The following is a 17,243-nucleotide window of genomic DNA, read 5'->3' on the forward strand; positions in this document are numbered from 1 at the left end:
GACTGGAAGGAAGTGTTCTCCACAGTGACCGTGGCTGCCAGTACACAAGCTACGCCTTCCGCAGGGAACTTGTAACAAATGGGCTCATTCAAAGCCTCAGCGGCACTGCTCATTGCTATGACAACGCTCGTATGGAGAGCTTCTTTGCCACACTGAAAAAAGAAAAGCTGTATCAGATACCGACCTACAGAATGAAGCGTGAAGAGGTCAAAACTGTCATCTTCAGATATATCTTCGGCTATTACAACACACAAAGGATCAACAGCTTCAACGAAGGCGGTCTCCCACCTGTGACATTAAGAACTTCAACCAAGTCGGCTCATCATGCTGCCTGACTCCTGCCTATCTAAGATTTTGAGTATTCTCTGACTGCACATTTCTTGACAATTCCATTTCTGACGGCCATATCGTGCCAGAATCCGATCTCCGACATCAGCAGGAAGCTCTCGCCGTCAAGGTCGGAGAAGGACAGCGCGGCTTCATTTGCAAGCCTGTGTGTCGGCGGCAGCGAGAAGAACAGCTTTTCCGTTCCACAGGCAGTGCTGATATAGTGTTTATCCTCGGGATGAAAATGCAGCACGATCAGCTGATACTGTCCGTTGTGGAGACCTTCCAGCAGTTCCGTTTCTTCCGTGATCTCCGTTTGTATCGTCATGGTCGGGTATAATTGCGACAGAAGCGGAGTCAGTTTCCATATGGGTGCGGGCGCACAGACGCCAAGCGAAATCGTCCTGCGGCTGCGGTCAAAGTCACGTACCTGCTTTGCAATGCCGTCAATCTCTGACAAGGCTTTCCCGGCAAGCTCAGCGGTCAGTATGCCGTTTTCGTTGAGCTCCAGCTTATTGCGGCTGCGTACAAACAGCGGTACACCAATCTCTTCCTCCAGTTTTCTCATATTCCGACTCAGTGCTGGCTGCGAAAGATACAGCCGTTCGGCAGCTTCGGAAAGTGTGCCGTATTCTTTGAATGCGGCAAGCTGCCGCAGAAGATATAACTCAAACATATCATCACCTCAGTATGATTTTGATTTATAGCAGTATCCGATATTAGCATTGTACAAATCCAAAATAGTATGCTATAATATGCTTGTAACAGGATATCTGTTCTGATTATAACACAAACCAGTATCAAAATCAATACCGGAAAAGAGGGATCATATGCCGGAGAGAAAATTTCTGACTGTATTCTTTTCATGGGGCGGACACACAAGAAAGGCTGCCAAAATGATCACAGAAACAACAGGCGGCGATCAGTTTGAGCTGAAACCGGAAAAGGCGTACTCAAAAATATACCCCATCTGTGTGACACAGGCGAAAAAAGAGCGTGACAAGGACTCACGGCCTTCCTATGCAGGAGTTATTGCGGATATATCACAGTATACCGACATTGTGATCGGTTATCCGGCATGGTGGTATACCTGCCCGATGATCGTGCTGAGTTTTCTTGAGCAATACGACCTGACCGGTAAAAATGTGTATATTTTCAATACCCACGGCGGAAGCGGTTCTGTCGGCACGGACGATATCAAGAAGCTGTGCAAGGGAAATGTCCACAAAAGCATTGACGGAAATCACCTGACAGAAGCTGATGTCAGAGAATGGCTGAACCTATAAGACAAGGAGGAACTTATTATGGAATTCGTAACACTGAACACAGGAGCAAAAATGCCGATTGAGGGCTTCGGCGTATTTCAAGTGCCCGATGCGGCTGTCTGCGAACAGGCTGTATATGATGCAATCAAGACAGGATATCGCCTTATCGACACTGCACAAGCCTATATGAATGAAGCGGCTGTCGGAAAAGCTGTCCACCGTGCGATTGCTGACGGACTTGTAAGCCGTGAGGAACTATTCATCACCACGAAGCTGTGGGTATCAAACATGAAAACAGAAGACGGCGCCTATGCTTCTCTGAAGGAATCTCTTGCAAAGCTTGATATGGAGTATATTGATCTGATCCTGATCCATCAGCCTATGGGCGATTATTTTGCAGGCTACCGTGCGCTTGAAAAAGCTTACAAAGAGGGTTGGGTAAAGGCGATCGGCGTATCAAATTTCTATCCTGCTATTCTTGCAAATTTCTGTGAGAATGTAGAAATCATGCCTGCTGTCAATCAGGTTGAACTGCACCCGTTCTTTACGCAGGACAGTGCGATCACGCTCATGAAGGAATACGGTATCGCACCACAGGCATGGGGACCTCTCGCAGAGGGCAGACACGGTATCTTCACCCACCATGTACTGACGGTGATCGGAGCAAAATACGGTAAGACCGCTGCACAAATTGCGCTGAAATGGAATGCTCAGAGAGGTGTTTCGATCCTGCCAAAATCCGTTCATGTGGAACGTATGGAGCAGAATTTTGACATCTGGGACTTCACCCTTTCAGACGAGGATATGCAGAAGATCGCGGCACTTGATCTTGGGCACAGCGAGATAGTTGACCACAGCGATCCTGCATTCGTAAAGATGATAAATGGTTTCAAGATCTGAGGAGGATAAAACTATGTACTTAGAAAATATCAACGGCCCTGCCGACATCAAAAAGCTGGAGGTTTCTCAGCTTCAGGTACTTGCAGATGAGACAAGAGCCGCACTCATCAATAAGATCAGCAAAGCCGGCGGACATCAGGGACCGAACCTCGGTGTGGTGGAGCTGACTGTGGCATTTCATTATGTATTCGATTCCCCGAAGGACATGATCGTTTTTGACGTATCCCACCAGTGCTATCCGCACAAGATCCTGACCGGAAGAAAAGAGGCATTTCTGGATGAGACGCATTTCGGCGATGTGACAGGCTATACTAATCCGAATGAAAGTGAACACGATATGTTCATTGTCGGTCATACTTCGACCTCTGTTTCTCTGGCGCTCGGACTTGCAAAGGGACGCGACCTGAATCAGCGCAGTGAGAATATCATTGCACTCATCGGCGACGGTTCCCTTTCGGGCGGCGAGGCGCTTGAGGCTCTCGACTACGCAGGAGAGTACGACAGGAACCTCATTATCATCGTGAATGACAACGACCAAAGTATCGCTGAAAATCACGGCGGACTCTACAAAACGCTGAAAAAGCTCCGTGAATCAAACGGCACTGCCGAGGACAATCTGTTCCGTGCAATGGGACTGGACTACCGCTATCTCGATGACGGTCACGATACCACAAAGCTTGTTGAACTGTTTGAGAGTGTGAAGGACATCGACCACCCTGTTGTGCTGCATATCCACACGATCAAGGGAAAAGGTCTGCCCTATGCAGAAAAAGACCGTGAAAGTTGGCACGCAGGCGGTCCCTTCCATGTTGAGGACGGCTCTCCGCTGTATCCTTATGAGGGCGGCGAAAGTGTCATGTTCAACTGCCTGAAAGAAATGCTGGACACGAACGGGAATGCCATTGTTCTGAACGCCGCAACTCCTATGGGACTGGGCTTTGTTCAGGGTGTCCGTGAGGAATATGTTGACCGTGGACAGTTCATTGACGTCGGCATCGCAGAGGAAAACGCAGTCGCTATGGCAGGCGGAATAGCAAGAAACGGCGGCACGGCGGTATTCGGCACATTCGCTCCTTTCTATCAGCGTACATACGACCAGATGTCACATGATGTGTGCCTGAATGACAGTCCTGCAACTTTCCTGATACTTAGCCCCGGGGCCTACGGTATGAACTCCAATACGCATATTGCGCTCTGCGATATTCAGATGTTTGCTCATATCCCGAATCTCATTTATCTTGCACCTGCAAGCAATGAGGAATTCGTGCAGATGTTCCGCTATGCAACCACGCAGAAGCAGCACCCTGTTGCGATCAGAGTTGTGGACAATCTGAAATCGACAGGTGTCGCTGACGATACTGATTACTCAGTTCTGAAAAACAAGATCGAACGCAAGGGCAGCAAGGTCGCACTCTTTGCAGTGGGCGGACTTGTTCCCATGGCACTGGAAGCGGCTGACAAGGTCAAGGCTCAGACCGGTACAGAGATCACGGTCATCAATCCGAGATTTGTCAGCGGTGTAGACGAGGATCTTCTTGATTCACTGAAAAAAGACCACAGCCTTGTCATCACCATTGAGGACGGTGAAGTTATGGGCGGCTACGGACAGAATATTGCAGCATTCTACGGCGATTCTGATATGCGGGTACGCTGCCGTGGCATTTCCAAGGCGTTCCACACGGAATTCAAGGCTGAGGAACTGCTTGATGCTCATGGTATTTCCGTGGATAAGCTGACCGCTGAGATAATCTGTGCGTTGAAATAATAATCTATTTCACATGAAAAGAAGTTCGCTTATTAAAGGACTACCAATATGAAGGTCTGCGACTTTTCTGAAAGTTTGTTTCAAGACATGTGTGACGGTCAGCATGGAAAAGTGAATATAATGATACGCTCCCCCTCATCAGGTAGGAAACTGAGATGCTCCTGATTGGTGAGGGGGTTTTTTTATTAATCGTTCTTGCAATCTGACAGAGTATGCAGTATAATAGAGGAAGAAAACAGCTAAAGAAGAAATGGCTTTCAATCTGAATAATTCTATTCCACGCGGAAAATATAAAAGTCTATAAATAGGCGAAAACACGTCGCTAAAAATATTCAAATCCCTCTCTGTCCGCCAGAATTAAAAAGCCTGTATTTCGAGGAAAACACCGAAATACAGGCTTTTCTGTTACCTACAAAAAACAGTTTTAAATGAAAATTTGCAGTCCCGTGTGCACAAAAAAACAGGTGTAATGCACACGAAATGCACACGGAATGCACCTGATGAAAGGCAGTATAACGATAATTAAAAACAGAAAAACGGAAATCCGCCAATAACGGGCGGATTTCTTTATAGCTATAACAAGAACAATTTCAAAACATCGGTATATTTGGCAATAAACGACTTGATTTCTGCCTCTCGACTTTGTATAATAATGGCATAAAATAACATCTCAGGGGGGAACATATGAAAAAAACACTGACTAAAATGTTATCTGTACTCACAGCTGTCGTATGTTTTTTGGTTGTGTCAGCCTTTAACTCGTTCACTGTAAATGCCGCTGATCAGCTGATAAAGGGAATAATAGATGACTACGTTTACGAGATTTGGAATGCTTTTTATAAAGGCGATGTTGAATATGAAAACACGGAAAACAACGGTTTTTCTGTCAACTGGAACGACATACACAATTCAACGGCACTGAAGGGAAAAGGCTTTGAAAAAAACTCTGTAAAGGCTTATCAGGTGGAGGATTACTCTATCGATTACTCTCTTGATATCAACACCGACGGAATCGCATATGTCGGCGTTCAGGGCTGGATGCAAAATGCAACGGCTAATTTTTATATTGTTGAAGCCTAGGCATTATGGCAGCCGCCTGGAGAAGAAGTCAAAAAACTTGGCAGCGTGATCATCGGCGTCACTACTTACGATCTTTTCTGGAGTTTCCACGTTGGACAGACTTTTGACGGTAGTGGCTACAATTATCCCATGTATTGGAGCGTTGCACGAAGAGACCAACTTGAGCTCAATACTAACAATCATCTTGAGGGAACTATAGATGTGGGCGAGCACTTAAGAGCATGGGCTTCAGCAGGACTTGATCTGGGATATCTTTATGATGTAAAATTCGGAATTGAGGCGTATAATTCCAACGGCTCCGCTAAGCTTATTTCAATGGACACACATATGGACATGGCTACAGAGGAGTTATTTGATAAATACAAGGTCCATGAACCCTATGAATGGCATGATCCTCTTCCTGCAGGCAAGGACGGACGGATAATAAAGGTGGATTTTGAGACTGAAAATGATAAAGTTGGCTGCAACAGTGAAAGTACAGCAAAACTCACCAAAGATGCCTTCTTCAGCGGTGAGCAGTCATTAAACATATGCTGTGGCAAAAAAGGATCATCAGCTTTCTATTATGAACTGGATCCTTATGACCTTCCAACTTCCACAGACGGTACTGTTGCTCGCTTCCAGACAGGAGCAAGGATATACGCAGATAAGGATACTTCTTTTGAAGTGTATTTGTACGAATACAATGATGAAGAGATATTACCGCAGAACAAAACGTATCATATTGGAAAAAGGATATGTAAAGCCGGACAATGGATAAACATACGCGGTCTGTTCTTCGATTTCCAGCATGATAATTTCCGAAAATACAGTATTGTATTCGAAGCTGATTCAAACGTTGATTTCTATATCGATGATTTCTTCATAAGCTCTGCCGGTTCCGCAGACGATATGGCAATACAGACATTTGATGCTGAGAAACGAGGTGACCTCAACGGCGACGGTACTATAAACAGCTTCGATCTCGTGGGATGCCGAAAAGCCTTACTGACATCTACAGGTAATTACCTCATAGATGATGGCGGCGATGTAAACGGCGATTTCAAGACAAATGTAAGTGACCTTGTGCTTCTGACAAAGTATGTTCTTGGAGTCTCGGAAGAGATCCCTCTTACGGAGAATGAAGCTTTTTTACTTACAGGCGATAATGTTTTCCGCAACACGGACAACAATAATGCGTTTGAGGTTTCAGCCTTCAGACAAAACGATGATACTGTCAGCACCATAGTCCGCAGGGATGGCACATTTACTGCTGAATGGAACAGAATAGCCGATTATACCTGCGGAAGTTTCACTGAATACGACGAATACGCTTCCAATTACTGCAAGGACTTCGATATTAACTATTGTGCTGATATAAGTTCAACAAATGATATAGATGTTTTTCTCCGCGGATCTGTCCAGGAAGATAACCAATGGATAGGCTTTGAGATACACGAATGCTTTAAGTGGAACAGCTATACTAAGAGTGACATCAGCAAAGCAATAGACAGCGGAAAGTACGAAACAGTCACTGTAAACGGCGTTGAGTATTATATGAACAAGGAGTATAGAGCAGGAAAGATAAGCAACTTATACTTCTATCGCAAGGACGATACTATGAAACACAGCGATTCATGCTTTATTGAAAACAAATACAATCTAAGCGATTTCCTTGAGGAATGTTCCATATACAACGAAGAAATCGCCTGTGTAACGAAAATAGGAATGTATGTTGAGTCATATGATTCAAACGGCTATGCTGATTTCAAGGAGCTGAGCTTCACGTAATATCGTACAAAAATGGAATTGCCCCCAGAATTAAAAAGCCTGTATTTCGAGGAAAACACCGAAATACAGGCTTTTCTGTTACCTACAAAAAACAGTTTTAAATGAAAATTTTCAGTCCCGTGTGCACAAAAAAAGGTGTAATGCACACGAAATGTACACGACAGAAAGGCAGTATAACGATAATAAAAGAAGCTAGCTCCCGTGAGGGAGCAGTTGTTTTTGTAAGTAATAAATTTATTGCTTCCACTCCGACTATATGGAGTTCCGGTTCAAATCAGGTGTGAAGATCAGCATTGAAAAGTGAACAGATGACTTCTGCTTGAAACAATGCAAAGAGTTTTGTATATTAAGCGCATAACAACCTTTGATTTTTATGCAATTTTCCAAAGTTGTAATATAAATATTGACAACTTAGTATAGGAATGATATACTGATATCAGAAAGTTGAAACTAAATATGTTACAACTTTACAAATCACCAAAATCATGTTATAATCAGGAGGTATTTATTATGAAAATCGCAGTAGTTTGTGCAAACGGCAAGGCAGGTCAGCTTATCGTGAAAGAGGCAGTAAACAGAGGATTTGACGTTACAGCAGTTGTCAAGGGAGAGAACAAGTCCGCTGCTCAGAACGTGATCGTGAAAGACCTGTTCGATCTGACCGAAGCAGACCTCACGGGTTTCGACGCTGTCGTAGACGCTTTCGGCGCATGGACCCCCGACACACTTCCTCAGCACTCCACTTCACTTGCTCACCTGTGCGATGTTCTTTCAGGAACTGACACAAGACTTCTCGTTGTCGGCGGTGCAGGCAGTCTGTATGTGAACGCAGAGCATACCGTTTGTGTTTCTGACGGTGCTGATTTTCCCGAAGTTTTCAAGCCGCTCGCTTCTGCTATGGCAAAGGCTCTGGGAGAACTACGTCAGAGAAATGACGTAAAATGGACATACATCAGCCCTGCCGGAGATTTTCAGGCTGACGGTGAGCGCAGCGGCAAGTACATTCTCGCAGGAGAGGAGCTGACCCTCAACGCTAAGGGCGAGAGTATTATTAGCTATGCAGATTATGCTATTGCTATGGTTGACGAGATCGAAAAAGGCGATCACATCGGTCAGCGTATCAGCGTGGTAAGAGAGTAAGAAAGAGATGAGCATCTATGCAGATAACAAGTAAATTCACAGTGGCAGTGCATATCCTCACCTGCATCGACATTTTTGGCGGTCAGATGAGAGTGACCAGCGACTTCCTGTCGGGCAGTACGGGTGTAAATGCAGTCATAGTCCGGGGCGTCCTCGGACAGCTTCGCACGGCAGGGATAGTTGAAACTCGTCAGGGCAGCGGCGGCGCACACCTTGCTAAGGCTCTCGATGAAATAACGCTGTACGATATTTACAAGGCGGTTGACTGCGTAGATGACGAGGGACTGTTCCACTTCCATGAAAATCCAAATGCGGAATGTCCCGTGGGTCGCAATATCCATAAGGCTATGGACGACAGACTGCAAACAGCTCAGGCGGCTTTGGAAAATGAGCTGAAAAGCACTACACTTGCGCAAGTTGTTGCTGATACACGCAAGATAATAGACGGAGAATAAAAAAAGAGTGTGCTGAAATGATCGGCACACTCTTTCCATAGGGAGTGAAAGAAATGACAGTGGGAGAATTTGCAAAAGTTTATGATAAAAAGACAGGATTTATTGCAGTCATCGACTCTGCTAAAAACTGGTCAACTGACGCAGTAGTGATGCGAGATGTTTCCTCTGCCATTGAATCAGAAATGATAATAGACCGCATTGCCTATTTCAACGCACCTGTTTTTATGATACAGCTTGAAAAATACGTGCAGTGCAGTCAGGAGGCTTCTGATGTTGTTGTGGTTTTCGCTCACAAAAAAGGAAAAACTCCTGTGAACACCAGACTGAAAATGGAGATCTGCGACGTATTTGAGGAAGCAGGAAGACTAACAGTTATGTCGGAGGGATATCTATGACAGCACATGATTATCTGAATTTTATCGTGGACGAGATACACTCCACTGTTGTTGCAACAGTGGACAGCGATGGTCTGCCTGTGACCTGTGTGATCGACATGATGTATGCAGATGAGAACGGACTGTACTTTCTCACCGCAAAGGGAAAGAACTTTTATCAGCGATTAAAGGATAAGGAATATCTTGCTCTTTCGGGAAAAAAAGGAGAGGATACCATGAGCTGTACGGCGATCTCTGTCCGTGGCAAGGTCAGAGAGCTGGGTTCTGATATGCTCCCACTGCTGTTTGAGAAGAATCCCTATATGTTTGAGATCTATCCCACCGAGGAAAGCCGCAAGGCACTCACAGTGTTCCAGATCTATGAGGGCAGCGGAGAGTGGTTCGACCTGTCGAAGAAGCCTATCGAGCGTGACAGCTTCACATTCGGCGGTGCAGAGATCAGGTCAAGCGGATATTTCGTGACCGATGATTGCATCAGGTGCGGTTCATGTCTGAGCGACTGTCCGCAGAGTTGTATCGAACTGAACGGCAAGGCTGTGATCCGTCAGGAAAACTGTCTGCATTGTGGGAATTGTGCGGAGGTCTGCCCTGTGGGGGCAGTCATAAGGAGATGATCGTATGGAGAAACTTGATCTTCTGATAAACTATCTGCTTAACGAAAGAAACGATGTTGACGGAATTGAGATACCAAACAATGATACAGATAAATTCCGCCTTTACAGAAGCCTTGTGAATATCCGCCCTGCTGTCAAGGCAGACGAGGATTATCTGCAAGCCGAGGACGAATACCTCACGGCTCTGACTAATGGCAAGGGCATCACGGATATTGCTGATCTGTCGCCAATAGAGGACGGCATTTATCTCTGGAAAGGTGATATTACCACTCTCCGATGCGGTGCGATAGTCAACGCCGCCAATTCGGGAATGACGGGGTGCTGGCAGCCGTGTCACTCTTGTATCGACAACTGTATCCACACCTTTGCAGGGGTACGGCTTCGTTACAAGTGCGGTCAGATCATGCAGACACAAGGGCATGAAGAACCCACGGGTAAGGCAAAAATAACGCCTGCCTACAACCTGCCATGCAACTATGTGATACATACGGTCGGACCGATCGTTCAAGGGCAGCTCACGGACGAGCATTGCCGTCTGCTGGAAAGTTCCTACAAAAGCTGCCTTGACCTTGCCGTGCAAAACGGCATCAGCAGTATCGCTTTCTGCTGTATCTCAACGGGTGTGTTCGGCTTTCCGCAGGAAAAGGCGGCAGAAATTGCTGTCCGTACTGTCAGGGAGTTCCGCAACACACACGATATACAGGTTATATTCAACGTTTTCAAGGAGGACGATCATGAGATTTACAAGAGATTACTCGGCAGAAATTGACCGTCTGAAAAATGAGATCGAAACGGCAGATGCAATTGTCATCGGTGCCGGTGCAGGACTTTCCACCGCCGCAGGCTTTACCTATTCGGGAGAGCGTTTGCAGAAATACTTCGGGGATTTCGTGGAGAAATACGGCTTTCGGGATATGTATTCGGGCGGTTTTTATCCGTTCCCGACACCGGAAGAACAGTGGGCGTACTGGTCACGCTACATCTACATCAACCGCTATATGGACGTGGACAACGGCACATACAAGCGCTTGTTTGAGTTGGTGAAGGGCAAGGAATATTTTGTGCTGACCACAAATGTCGATCATCAGTTCCAGAAGGCAGGCTTTGACAAGCACCGCCTTTTCTACACTCAGGGAGACTACGGGCTTTGGCAATGCAGTGAGCCTTGCCACCAAAAGACCTATGACAACGAAGAAACTGTCAGGAAGATGTTTGAGCAGCAAAAAAATATGCGTGTACCCTCCGAACTTGTACCGAAGTGTCCAGTCTGTGGAAAGCCCATGCGCATGAACCTTCGTGCCGATGATACCTTTGTTGAGGACGATGGCTGGCATAATGCGGCAGAGCGTTATGATGAATTCCTGCGCCGCCATGATGGACTGCATATCCTGTTCTTAGAGCTTGGCGTAGGCATGAATACGCCTGTCATCATCAAGTATCCGTTTTGGAAGATGACCTATGCAAACCCGAAGGCGGTCTATGTCTGCGTGAATTACGGCGAAGCGTATGCGCCCGATGAGATAGCCGGGCAGAGCATTTGCATCAATGGGGATATTCATGAGGTGCTGAATGTTTTAGCTTAAATCAATTCAAGCCTTGCACTCCAAAACAGAGTGCAAGGCTCATTTTACGCCAATAGGGTTTGCTTTAATTGTGGTGTGCGCCAAAATAATATATTGGACTTGTGCGGAACGGATTACAGGTGCGCCAATAGACTACGGGCTAATGAAATAGTGGTGCTCGCACGGCTTCTCATAACGATTCCCCAAATTTTCTAATCTTTGCAAGCAGCTCATCAGAAACATCGCCTGCTGATGTAAACACTCCCATATCCCTTAATCCCAGATAACCGAGGAAATCCCCCTTGTATGAAAACATTGCTCCGTCATACTGGTTTCTGTCACCGGAGGATAAAAACATTGCAATTTGAGTCAAGCTTTTCGGCGCAGCAGGATAAAGTGCAGAATAAAACCTGTCGATCACGCATTTGAGTTGACCGCTAATACCGTGATAGTAGATCGGGGAAGCAAGAATAAGCATATTAGTGTCATTCAGCAGCAAATATATATCCTGCATATCGTCTTTCTGTATACACTTGCCGTTCCCTTTGCTGTGGCAGTATTCACAGGCAAGACAGCCTTTTACATTCAGCTTACAGACATTTACTGTTTTCACGGTATGATTTGATGATTCAGCCCCTTCACAAAATGCTGTGACCATTTTTGCAGTATTCCCATTTTGACGGGGGCTTCCATTTAATACAAGTATATTCATAGCGCACCTCACCAATTTTCATACCGCTGTCCTGTATGCAGTTCTGCCATTCTCTGCATTTCTGCATCGGTCAGCTCAAAATCAAAGATGCTGTAATTCTCAAGGATATGGTCAGGATTCTGTGAACCGGGTATCGTAATATATCCTGCCTGCAAATGCCAGCGAAGGATTATCTGAGCTGAAATCTTTCCGTGAGCTTCGGCGATCTCCATGATTGTTTCATTTTCAAACAAATCCTGCGTATGACCTCTTCCGCCGAATGGATACCATGATTCGACTACTGTCCCATACTTTGATACATATTCTTTGAATTCCGTATTCTGATAGAAAGGGTGGTTCTCATTCTGTACCACCGCAGGTTTGATATTCTCACCTGCAGTAACACGCTCGTATTCTTCCGGAGTATAATAATTGGAAATACCGATACTGCGGAGCTTTCCGTCTCTTACGCCTTGACACAGGGCCTTATAGACCTCCGTATCATTGCTGCCGGACTGATGTATCAGCATAAGATCAATGTAATCAACGTTTAGTCTTTTAAGCGAATCGTCTATAGACTGATATGCCCTCTCATAATTGGAGGGCATTACTTTTGTTGTGATGAAAACCTCTTCACGTTTGACTATACCTTCGGATACAGCTCTTTTCAGGCCGTTGCCTACGCCTGTTTCGTTGCCGTAATACTGAGCCGTGTCGATAAGACGATAACCGGCTTTCAATGCTGTATAGACTGATTCTTCAACTGCTTCATCGTCCTGCGTCCAGGTACCGAGCCCGAGTATTGGCATTTCATAGCCGCTGTTCAGCAATACGGTCTTGCTGTCAAAATCAAATTCTGTTTTCATATTTTTCTGTTCAAGTATCTTTTTTCTCATCAGAACTATATCAAAGGTACTCCATATACCATCATTATCAAGATCATAATGTTTATCTGTCAGGTCATTTTCTATTGGTTTCCCAAGGATAAAATCGCTGAGATTGCGTATATCATGCACTGTATATATGACCTTTGTGGGGGCGAGCTGAAAAGAAACAGTTACTCCGCCGCTTCCAAGTGCATCTGTCAATCCGGTTGTATCCTTGATATGACCAATCTTAGTGTAGGTGTATGATGTGTCAAAGCTCTTGTAGAAAACAACAAGGCAGTTATCACCATACAGCATAATATCACCTGCAGTTATCCTACCGACTTTTTCTGGAGCTGACGGTAATTTCGAATCAAGATAATAATACTTCTCATTGCTGTTAAGTTCTGACATATCAAGTGTCATGGGCAGAAACTCCTTCAATGCTGTAACGGTATCATTATTTTCAAGCGTGATCTGAAACTCTTTATCTCCGACAGAAATGTTCATGATAGGCTCGGATTCTTTCGCTGTCTGTTCTTTAAATTCCGTAGCAGTGGCTGTTATGGAACTTCCTTTGTTTGTTGGTAAGGCGTCTTCATATGCTCCGCAGCCGCTGAACATAAGCATGACAACAGAAAAAAGAAATGATGTAAACAATCTATTTTTCATCATATATACTCCTTATCACTTTCGCTGGACTTCCGACTGCTATCATATTTTCGGGAATATCTTTTGTCACCACCGAACCTGCACCGATGACAGCATTATCTCCGATAGTAACTCCCGGAAGAACTGTTGAGTTAGATCCTATCCAGACATTTTTGCCGATATGTATAGGCTTTGGTATCAGATCGTGGCGTTCTTCGGGAAGCAGTCCGTGATTAAGCGTTGCAAGCACCGTATTATGACCAACCAGTGCACCGTCACCGATGTAAATGCCGCCTTGATCCTGAAACTTACAACCCGAATTGATGAACACGCCCTTGCCAAGATGAATATTCTTTCCGCAATCGGTGAAGAACGGCGGGAAAAGTCCGACCTCGACGGGCTCGCCGATAAGTTCCGACATAAGCTCGTTTATCTCATCGGGCGTATGATAACGGCTGTTGATCTCCATTGTGATGCGGATAGCCTCTTGACTCAGCCTGTGCATAGTCTGATGAACACCGCACTCTGACGTGACCTGTCTGCCACTGTTTATGTATTCGAGAAATTCAGATGTTGTCATTTATATTCCTCCCACCAATGCTCGGTAAATGAAGCTATATCATCATAGTTCACGGTCTGACCTATCCTCGGCGTTGCAAGGCTCACGCCCTGCTCGTCTGCCGCCTTTACAGCTCTCTGCGGCGGTTCGTCCCAGGCGTGATTTGAGAGCGAATACGCTCCCCAGTGAACGGGTATCAGCCAATTTGCGTGAACGTCCTTTGCAGCCTGCACTGTTTCTTCGGGGAACATATGGGTAGTTGCCCAACCTTTGTCATATTGTCCTGAATCGGCAAGCATAAGATCGGGCGCTCCCAATTTGTCATATACCTGTTCAAACAGATCGTAATAGCCCGTATCGCCCGTGTAATAGAAATTGTGAGAGCTGGCCTTGATATAAAGTCCGCCCCATAACGTGGCATTGTTTTTCAGCGGATTTCTTCCGGTATAGTGTTCCGCAGGGGTTACAGTGTATGAAATGCCTTCAAGCTCGATACTCTCCCACCAGTACAGAGGGTGCAGCTTGTTTTCGTCAATGCCCCAGCCCTTTAAGATAACATCGATGCCGAGTGGAACGATATAATTGCTTACCTTACTGTCTATTGCCTTGATCGTATCATAATCAAGGTGATCGTAATGGTCGTGTGAAATAAACAACACATCTATTTCTGGAACGGTGTTTGTATCAAAGGCGTATTCCGCAAACCGTGCTGGACCAGCGAAACCAACAGGAGAAGCCCTGTCACTCATTATGGGATCAATGAGAATGTTCTTATCGTTCATTTGCAGCAGAGAAGAAGAATGTCCGAGCCATGTGATCTTCATTTCTCCCGACTTTGCACGTTCAATGCTTTCGGGCATTTCGGCAGGCAGCTTATTTTCTGGAACGTTCCTATCACTCTTTGGCGAGGCTTCACCTGTCATGACTTCAAAGTCAAGTTCGTTATGGAACTGCTTTTCATAGTACAGGTCGGTTTTTGCTCCATATTCTTTTTGCTTTTCCTTATCGGGTGTATCTCCTACGGAAGGATAAAATTCAAGGAACAGCAGACCGATAACAAGTATCACAGCAATGATGATGACGATTATCAGGAGTACCTTTCCGCAAATTTTCAGTATCTTCATAAGATCACACCCTTCATGGAATTTATACGTTTCTGCCTAACTCATAGGCTGCCTTTAAGTATTCTTCACTCTGCTCCGCTTCGGCAGGGACGTTGAGACCGCCGCCCGAAAGCACTTTTACAAGTCTTGCTTTCTCAAAGCAGTCCACCCAGCCCTGCAAGCCGCCCTTAGCTGTCTGACAGACCTCATCGCCGTCCTCAGCAGAGGCAGTGATAAGATACACATCTCTGAACTTGTAGTCGGACGGATAAAGCGGATTACAGCGGTCAAGCAAGGTCTTGAGCTGACCGCAAAGCTCATAGTAGTAGATCGGATTTGCAAAGATAAGCACCTCGGCATTGCCGACTTTCTCGCATATTTCCGAGGCATCGTCCCTGATAACACACCGCATTGTTTTCTGACAGGCAAGACAGCCCTTGCAGAAATTCAGTGTTTTGTCTTTCAGCGTGATGAATTCTACATCGTGACCTGCGTCCTCTGCGCCCTTTGCCGCCTGTCGGGCAAGTATTTCGGAATTGCTTTTGTTACGCAGGCTCGATGATATGACAAGTACCTTTTTAGACATGTTTTTCTCCTTTATTTAAGATATTCACGGTAGAACTCTTCAATCTTATCAAACGGGATTGCGTCTTTTCCACCGCCGTCATAGAGGTCTGTGTGAACCGCATCAGGAATGATCATGAGTTCCTTATTGTCAGCATATTTGCTGTCCTTAGTCATAGCTTCATAAGCGTCTCTGCTGAAATAGCATGAATGAGCTTTTTCACCGTGGATAAGGAGAACAGCGCTTCTAATTTCGTTGCTGTAGGTATTGATAGGCTGATTGATGAATGACATACAGCCTATTGAATTCCAGCCATCGTTTGAATTAAGTGAACGACTGTGGTATGCTCTGTCCTTGTAATACTCGCTGTAGTCCTTTACATAAAACGGAACATCCTCAGGCACCGGAAGAGGCAGACAACCGCCACCGCGTACATATTCTCCTGAAGCGTAGTCTTTTGTACGCTGTGCGTTGAGAGCTTCTTTCGTCGCAAAACGTGATTCTTCATTATCGCCTTCATCAAAATAACCATTTGCATTAACTCTGGACATATCATACATTGTAGCTGTAACAGTTGCCTTGATACGTGAGTCAAGCGCTGCAGTATTTATCGCCATGCCGCCCCAGCCACAGATTCCGCAGATTCCTATCTTATCAGGATCAACATTATCCTGTACTGAAAGGAAATCAACTGCTGCCTGGAAGTCCTCTGTATTTATATCAGGAGAAGCCATGTATCTTGGCTGACCTCCGCTTTCTCCCGTAAAGGAAGGATCAAAAGCGATAGTCAGGAAACCACGCTCCGCAAGTGTCTGTGCATAAAGACCGCTGCATTGTTCCTTGACTGCGCCAAAAGGTCCGCATACTGCGATAGCAGCTAATTTCCCGTCGGAGTTCTTCGGAGTATACATATCAGCCGCAAGTGTAATTCCATATCTATTGTGGAAAGTAACCTTCTGATGTTCAACCTTGTCAGACTTCGGGAAAGTTTTGTCCCATTCCTTTGTAAGTGTAAGATTTTCCATGTAATTCATTGCATTTCCTCCTTTTTCTGTCAAATCAGTAATGAGCTGTTCGGTTGGATCAGCTTCTGTCTGCGAGCTTTTAGGCGTATCAACGTTATTCTGTGTAGAATTGTTCTGAGAATTGCCGCATCCAGTAAGTAATGCAGTACATAGGCAGATCATTATAGTCGCTAATCTGATCTTTTTTTGTTTCATAATAATACTCCTTTTAAGTGATGCGATACGTAAAGCTTTACTGATATGATCATGATCGTTTCATCGTGTGAGTGAAGTAGTCAAGGCAGTCTATACAATAATTATACTTATGGACTCTATCGAGCAGTGAAAGTCTGTGCTTTGTAATCAGCTTATCAAGTGCTGTGTACTGTTTCTGTTCGATCAGCTTTATACACTCAGATATCTCGGCTTCTGACATACCCGCGTCGGTCAGGTTGCGCCTTATTCTGAACAGGTCCATTTTGTCTGCCATGATGTTCACCTCCCTGTGCTTTCATTCTAACACAGTTAAAG

At 45.3% G+C, this 17,243-nt stretch carries 19 protein-coding genes and 1 pseudogene; 12 read left to right on the forward strand and 8 right to left on the reverse strand.

Annotated features, from left to right (window positions below; genetic code table 11):
- On the forward strand, positions 1 to 335 hold a 335-nt coding region (locus T497_RS16535; RefSeq protein ID WP_037324667.1), incomplete at its 5' end, for an IS3 family transposase.
- Positions 336 to 346: 11 nt separating this feature from the next.
- Here the strand turns inward: T497_RS16535 and T497_RS16540 are convergent.
- Positions 347 to 1,003 (reverse strand): LysR family transcriptional regulator, encoded by a 657-nt coding sequence (locus T497_RS16540; RefSeq protein WP_242840003.1) that lies wholly within the window; start codon positions 1,001 to 1,003, stop codon positions 347 to 349.
- A gap of 154 nt (positions 1,004 to 1,157) precedes the next feature.
- On the opposite strand from T497_RS16540, the gene T497_RS16545 reads away from it, so the two are divergent.
- From T497_RS16545 to T497_RS0110215, 11 genes and pseudogenes are all read left to right on the forward strand, one after another.
- Positions 1,158 to 1,613 carry a flavodoxin gene (locus T497_RS16545; protein ID WP_051530621.1) on the forward strand — a complete coding sequence of 152 codons (456 nt, stop codon included), beginning with the start codon at positions 1,158 to 1,160 and terminating at the stop codon, positions 1,611 to 1,613.
- 18 nt (positions 1,614 to 1,631) lie between these two features.
- On the forward strand, positions 1,632 to 2,492 hold the full coding sequence (locus T497_RS0110170) for an aldo/keto reductase (RefSeq protein ID WP_028515521.1): 861 nt from the start codon (positions 1,632 to 1,634) through the stop codon (positions 2,490 to 2,492).
- A 13-nt stretch (positions 2,493 to 2,505) separates the two neighbouring features.
- Complete coding sequence (locus T497_RS0110175; RefSeq protein ID WP_028515522.1) at positions 2,506 to 4,257, forward strand: 1-deoxy-D-xylulose-5-phosphate synthase; 1,752 nt, start codon at positions 2,506 to 2,508, stop codon at positions 4,255 to 4,257.
- 705 nt (positions 4,258 to 4,962) lie between these two features.
- A pseudogene (locus T497_RS18840) lies at positions 4,963 to 5,631 on the forward strand (glycoside hydrolase family 11 protein); the annotation flags it as partial.
- 597 nt (positions 5,632 to 6,228) lie between these two features.
- Entirely contained in the window at positions 6,229 to 7,107 is an 879-nt protein-coding gene (locus tag T497_RS18845; RefSeq protein ID WP_242840006.1) for a dockerin type I domain-containing protein, read from the forward strand.
- A gap of 510 nt (positions 7,108 to 7,617) precedes the next feature.
- A complete protein-coding gene (locus tag T497_RS0110190) occupies positions 7,618 to 8,247 on the forward strand; it encodes an NAD(P)-dependent oxidoreductase (RefSeq protein ID WP_028515525.1) in 630 nt (209 codons plus the stop codon).
- Positions 8,248 to 8,264: 17 nt separating this feature from the next.
- Entirely contained in the window at positions 8,265 to 8,702 is a 438-nt protein-coding gene (locus T497_RS0110195) for an Rrf2 family transcriptional regulator (protein ID WP_028515526.1), read from the forward strand.
- 53 nt (positions 8,703 to 8,755) lie between these two features.
- On the forward strand, positions 8,756 to 9,097 hold the full coding sequence (locus T497_RS0110200; protein WP_028515527.1) for a hypothetical protein: 342 nt from the start codon (positions 8,756 to 8,758) through the stop codon (positions 9,095 to 9,097).
- Positions 9,094 to 9,711, forward strand: a complete 618-nt coding sequence (locus T497_RS0110205) for a 4Fe-4S binding protein (protein ID WP_028515528.1) — start codon at positions 9,094 to 9,096, stop codon at positions 9,709 to 9,711. Before T497_RS0110200 ends, T497_RS0110205 begins: the two co-directional genes overlap by 4 nt.
- Before the next feature lie 4 nt (positions 9,712 to 9,715).
- A complete protein-coding gene (locus T497_RS0110210) occupies positions 9,716 to 10,480 on the forward strand; it encodes a protein-ADP-ribose hydrolase (protein ID WP_028515529.1) in 765 nt (254 codons plus the stop codon).
- Positions 10,446 to 11,294 carry an SIR2 family NAD-dependent protein deacylase gene (locus T497_RS0110215; RefSeq protein ID WP_028515530.1) on the forward strand — a complete coding sequence of 283 codons (849 nt, stop codon included), beginning with the start codon at positions 10,446 to 10,448 and terminating at the stop codon, positions 11,292 to 11,294. Before T497_RS0110210 ends, T497_RS0110215 begins: the two co-directional genes overlap by 35 nt.
- Before the next feature lie 169 nt (positions 11,295 to 11,463).
- Here the strand turns inward: T497_RS0110215 and T497_RS0110220 are convergent, their stop codons facing one another.
- From T497_RS0110220 to T497_RS0110250, 7 genes are all read right to left on the reverse strand, one after another.
- On the reverse strand, positions 11,464 to 11,985 hold the full coding sequence (locus T497_RS0110220; protein ID WP_028515531.1) for a flavodoxin family protein: 522 nt from the start codon (positions 11,983 to 11,985) through the stop codon (positions 11,464 to 11,466).
- A gap of 8 nt (positions 11,986 to 11,993) precedes the next feature.
- Positions 11,994 to 13,502 carry an aldo/keto reductase gene (locus T497_RS0110225; RefSeq protein WP_196243037.1) on the reverse strand — a complete coding sequence of 503 codons (1,509 nt, stop codon included), beginning with the start codon at positions 13,500 to 13,502 and terminating at the stop codon, positions 11,994 to 11,996.
- Positions 13,492 to 14,061 carry a sugar O-acetyltransferase gene (locus T497_RS0110230; protein ID WP_028515533.1) on the reverse strand — a complete coding sequence of 190 codons (570 nt, stop codon included), beginning with the start codon at positions 14,059 to 14,061 and terminating at the stop codon, positions 13,492 to 13,494. The genes T497_RS0110225 and T497_RS0110230 overlap by 11 nt, the downstream gene beginning before the upstream one ends.
- Entirely contained in the window at positions 14,058 to 15,164 is a 1,107-nt protein-coding gene (locus T497_RS0110235; protein ID WP_028515534.1) for an MBL fold metallo-hydrolase, read from the reverse strand. Before T497_RS0110235 ends, T497_RS0110230 begins: the two co-directional genes overlap by 4 nt.
- A 22-nt stretch (positions 15,165 to 15,186) precedes the next feature.
- The gene (locus tag T497_RS0110240) at positions 15,187 to 15,729 is read right to left on the reverse strand and encodes a flavodoxin family protein (RefSeq protein ID WP_028515535.1); all 543 of its coding nucleotides are present in this window, start codon (positions 15,727 to 15,729) and stop codon (positions 15,187 to 15,189) included.
- Between the two features lie 11 nt (positions 15,730 to 15,740).
- Complete coding sequence (locus T497_RS0110245; RefSeq protein ID WP_431602426.1) at positions 15,741 to 16,733, reverse strand: alpha/beta hydrolase; 993 nt, start codon at positions 16,731 to 16,733, stop codon at positions 15,741 to 15,743.
- 244 nt (positions 16,734 to 16,977) lie between these two features.
- Positions 16,978 to 17,202 (reverse strand): hypothetical protein, encoded by a 225-nt coding sequence (locus T497_RS0110250; RefSeq protein WP_028515537.1) that lies wholly within the window; start codon positions 17,200 to 17,202, stop codon positions 16,978 to 16,980.
- Positions 17,203 to 17,243: the final 41 nt, after the last annotated feature.

Origin of the sequence: Ruminococcus flavefaciens MA2007, from assembly GCF_000621845.1 — a bacterium.
In the GTDB taxonomy this organism is placed as follows: Bacteria; Bacillota; Clostridia; order Oscillospirales; family Ruminococcaceae; genus Ruminococcus; species Ruminococcus flavefaciens_E.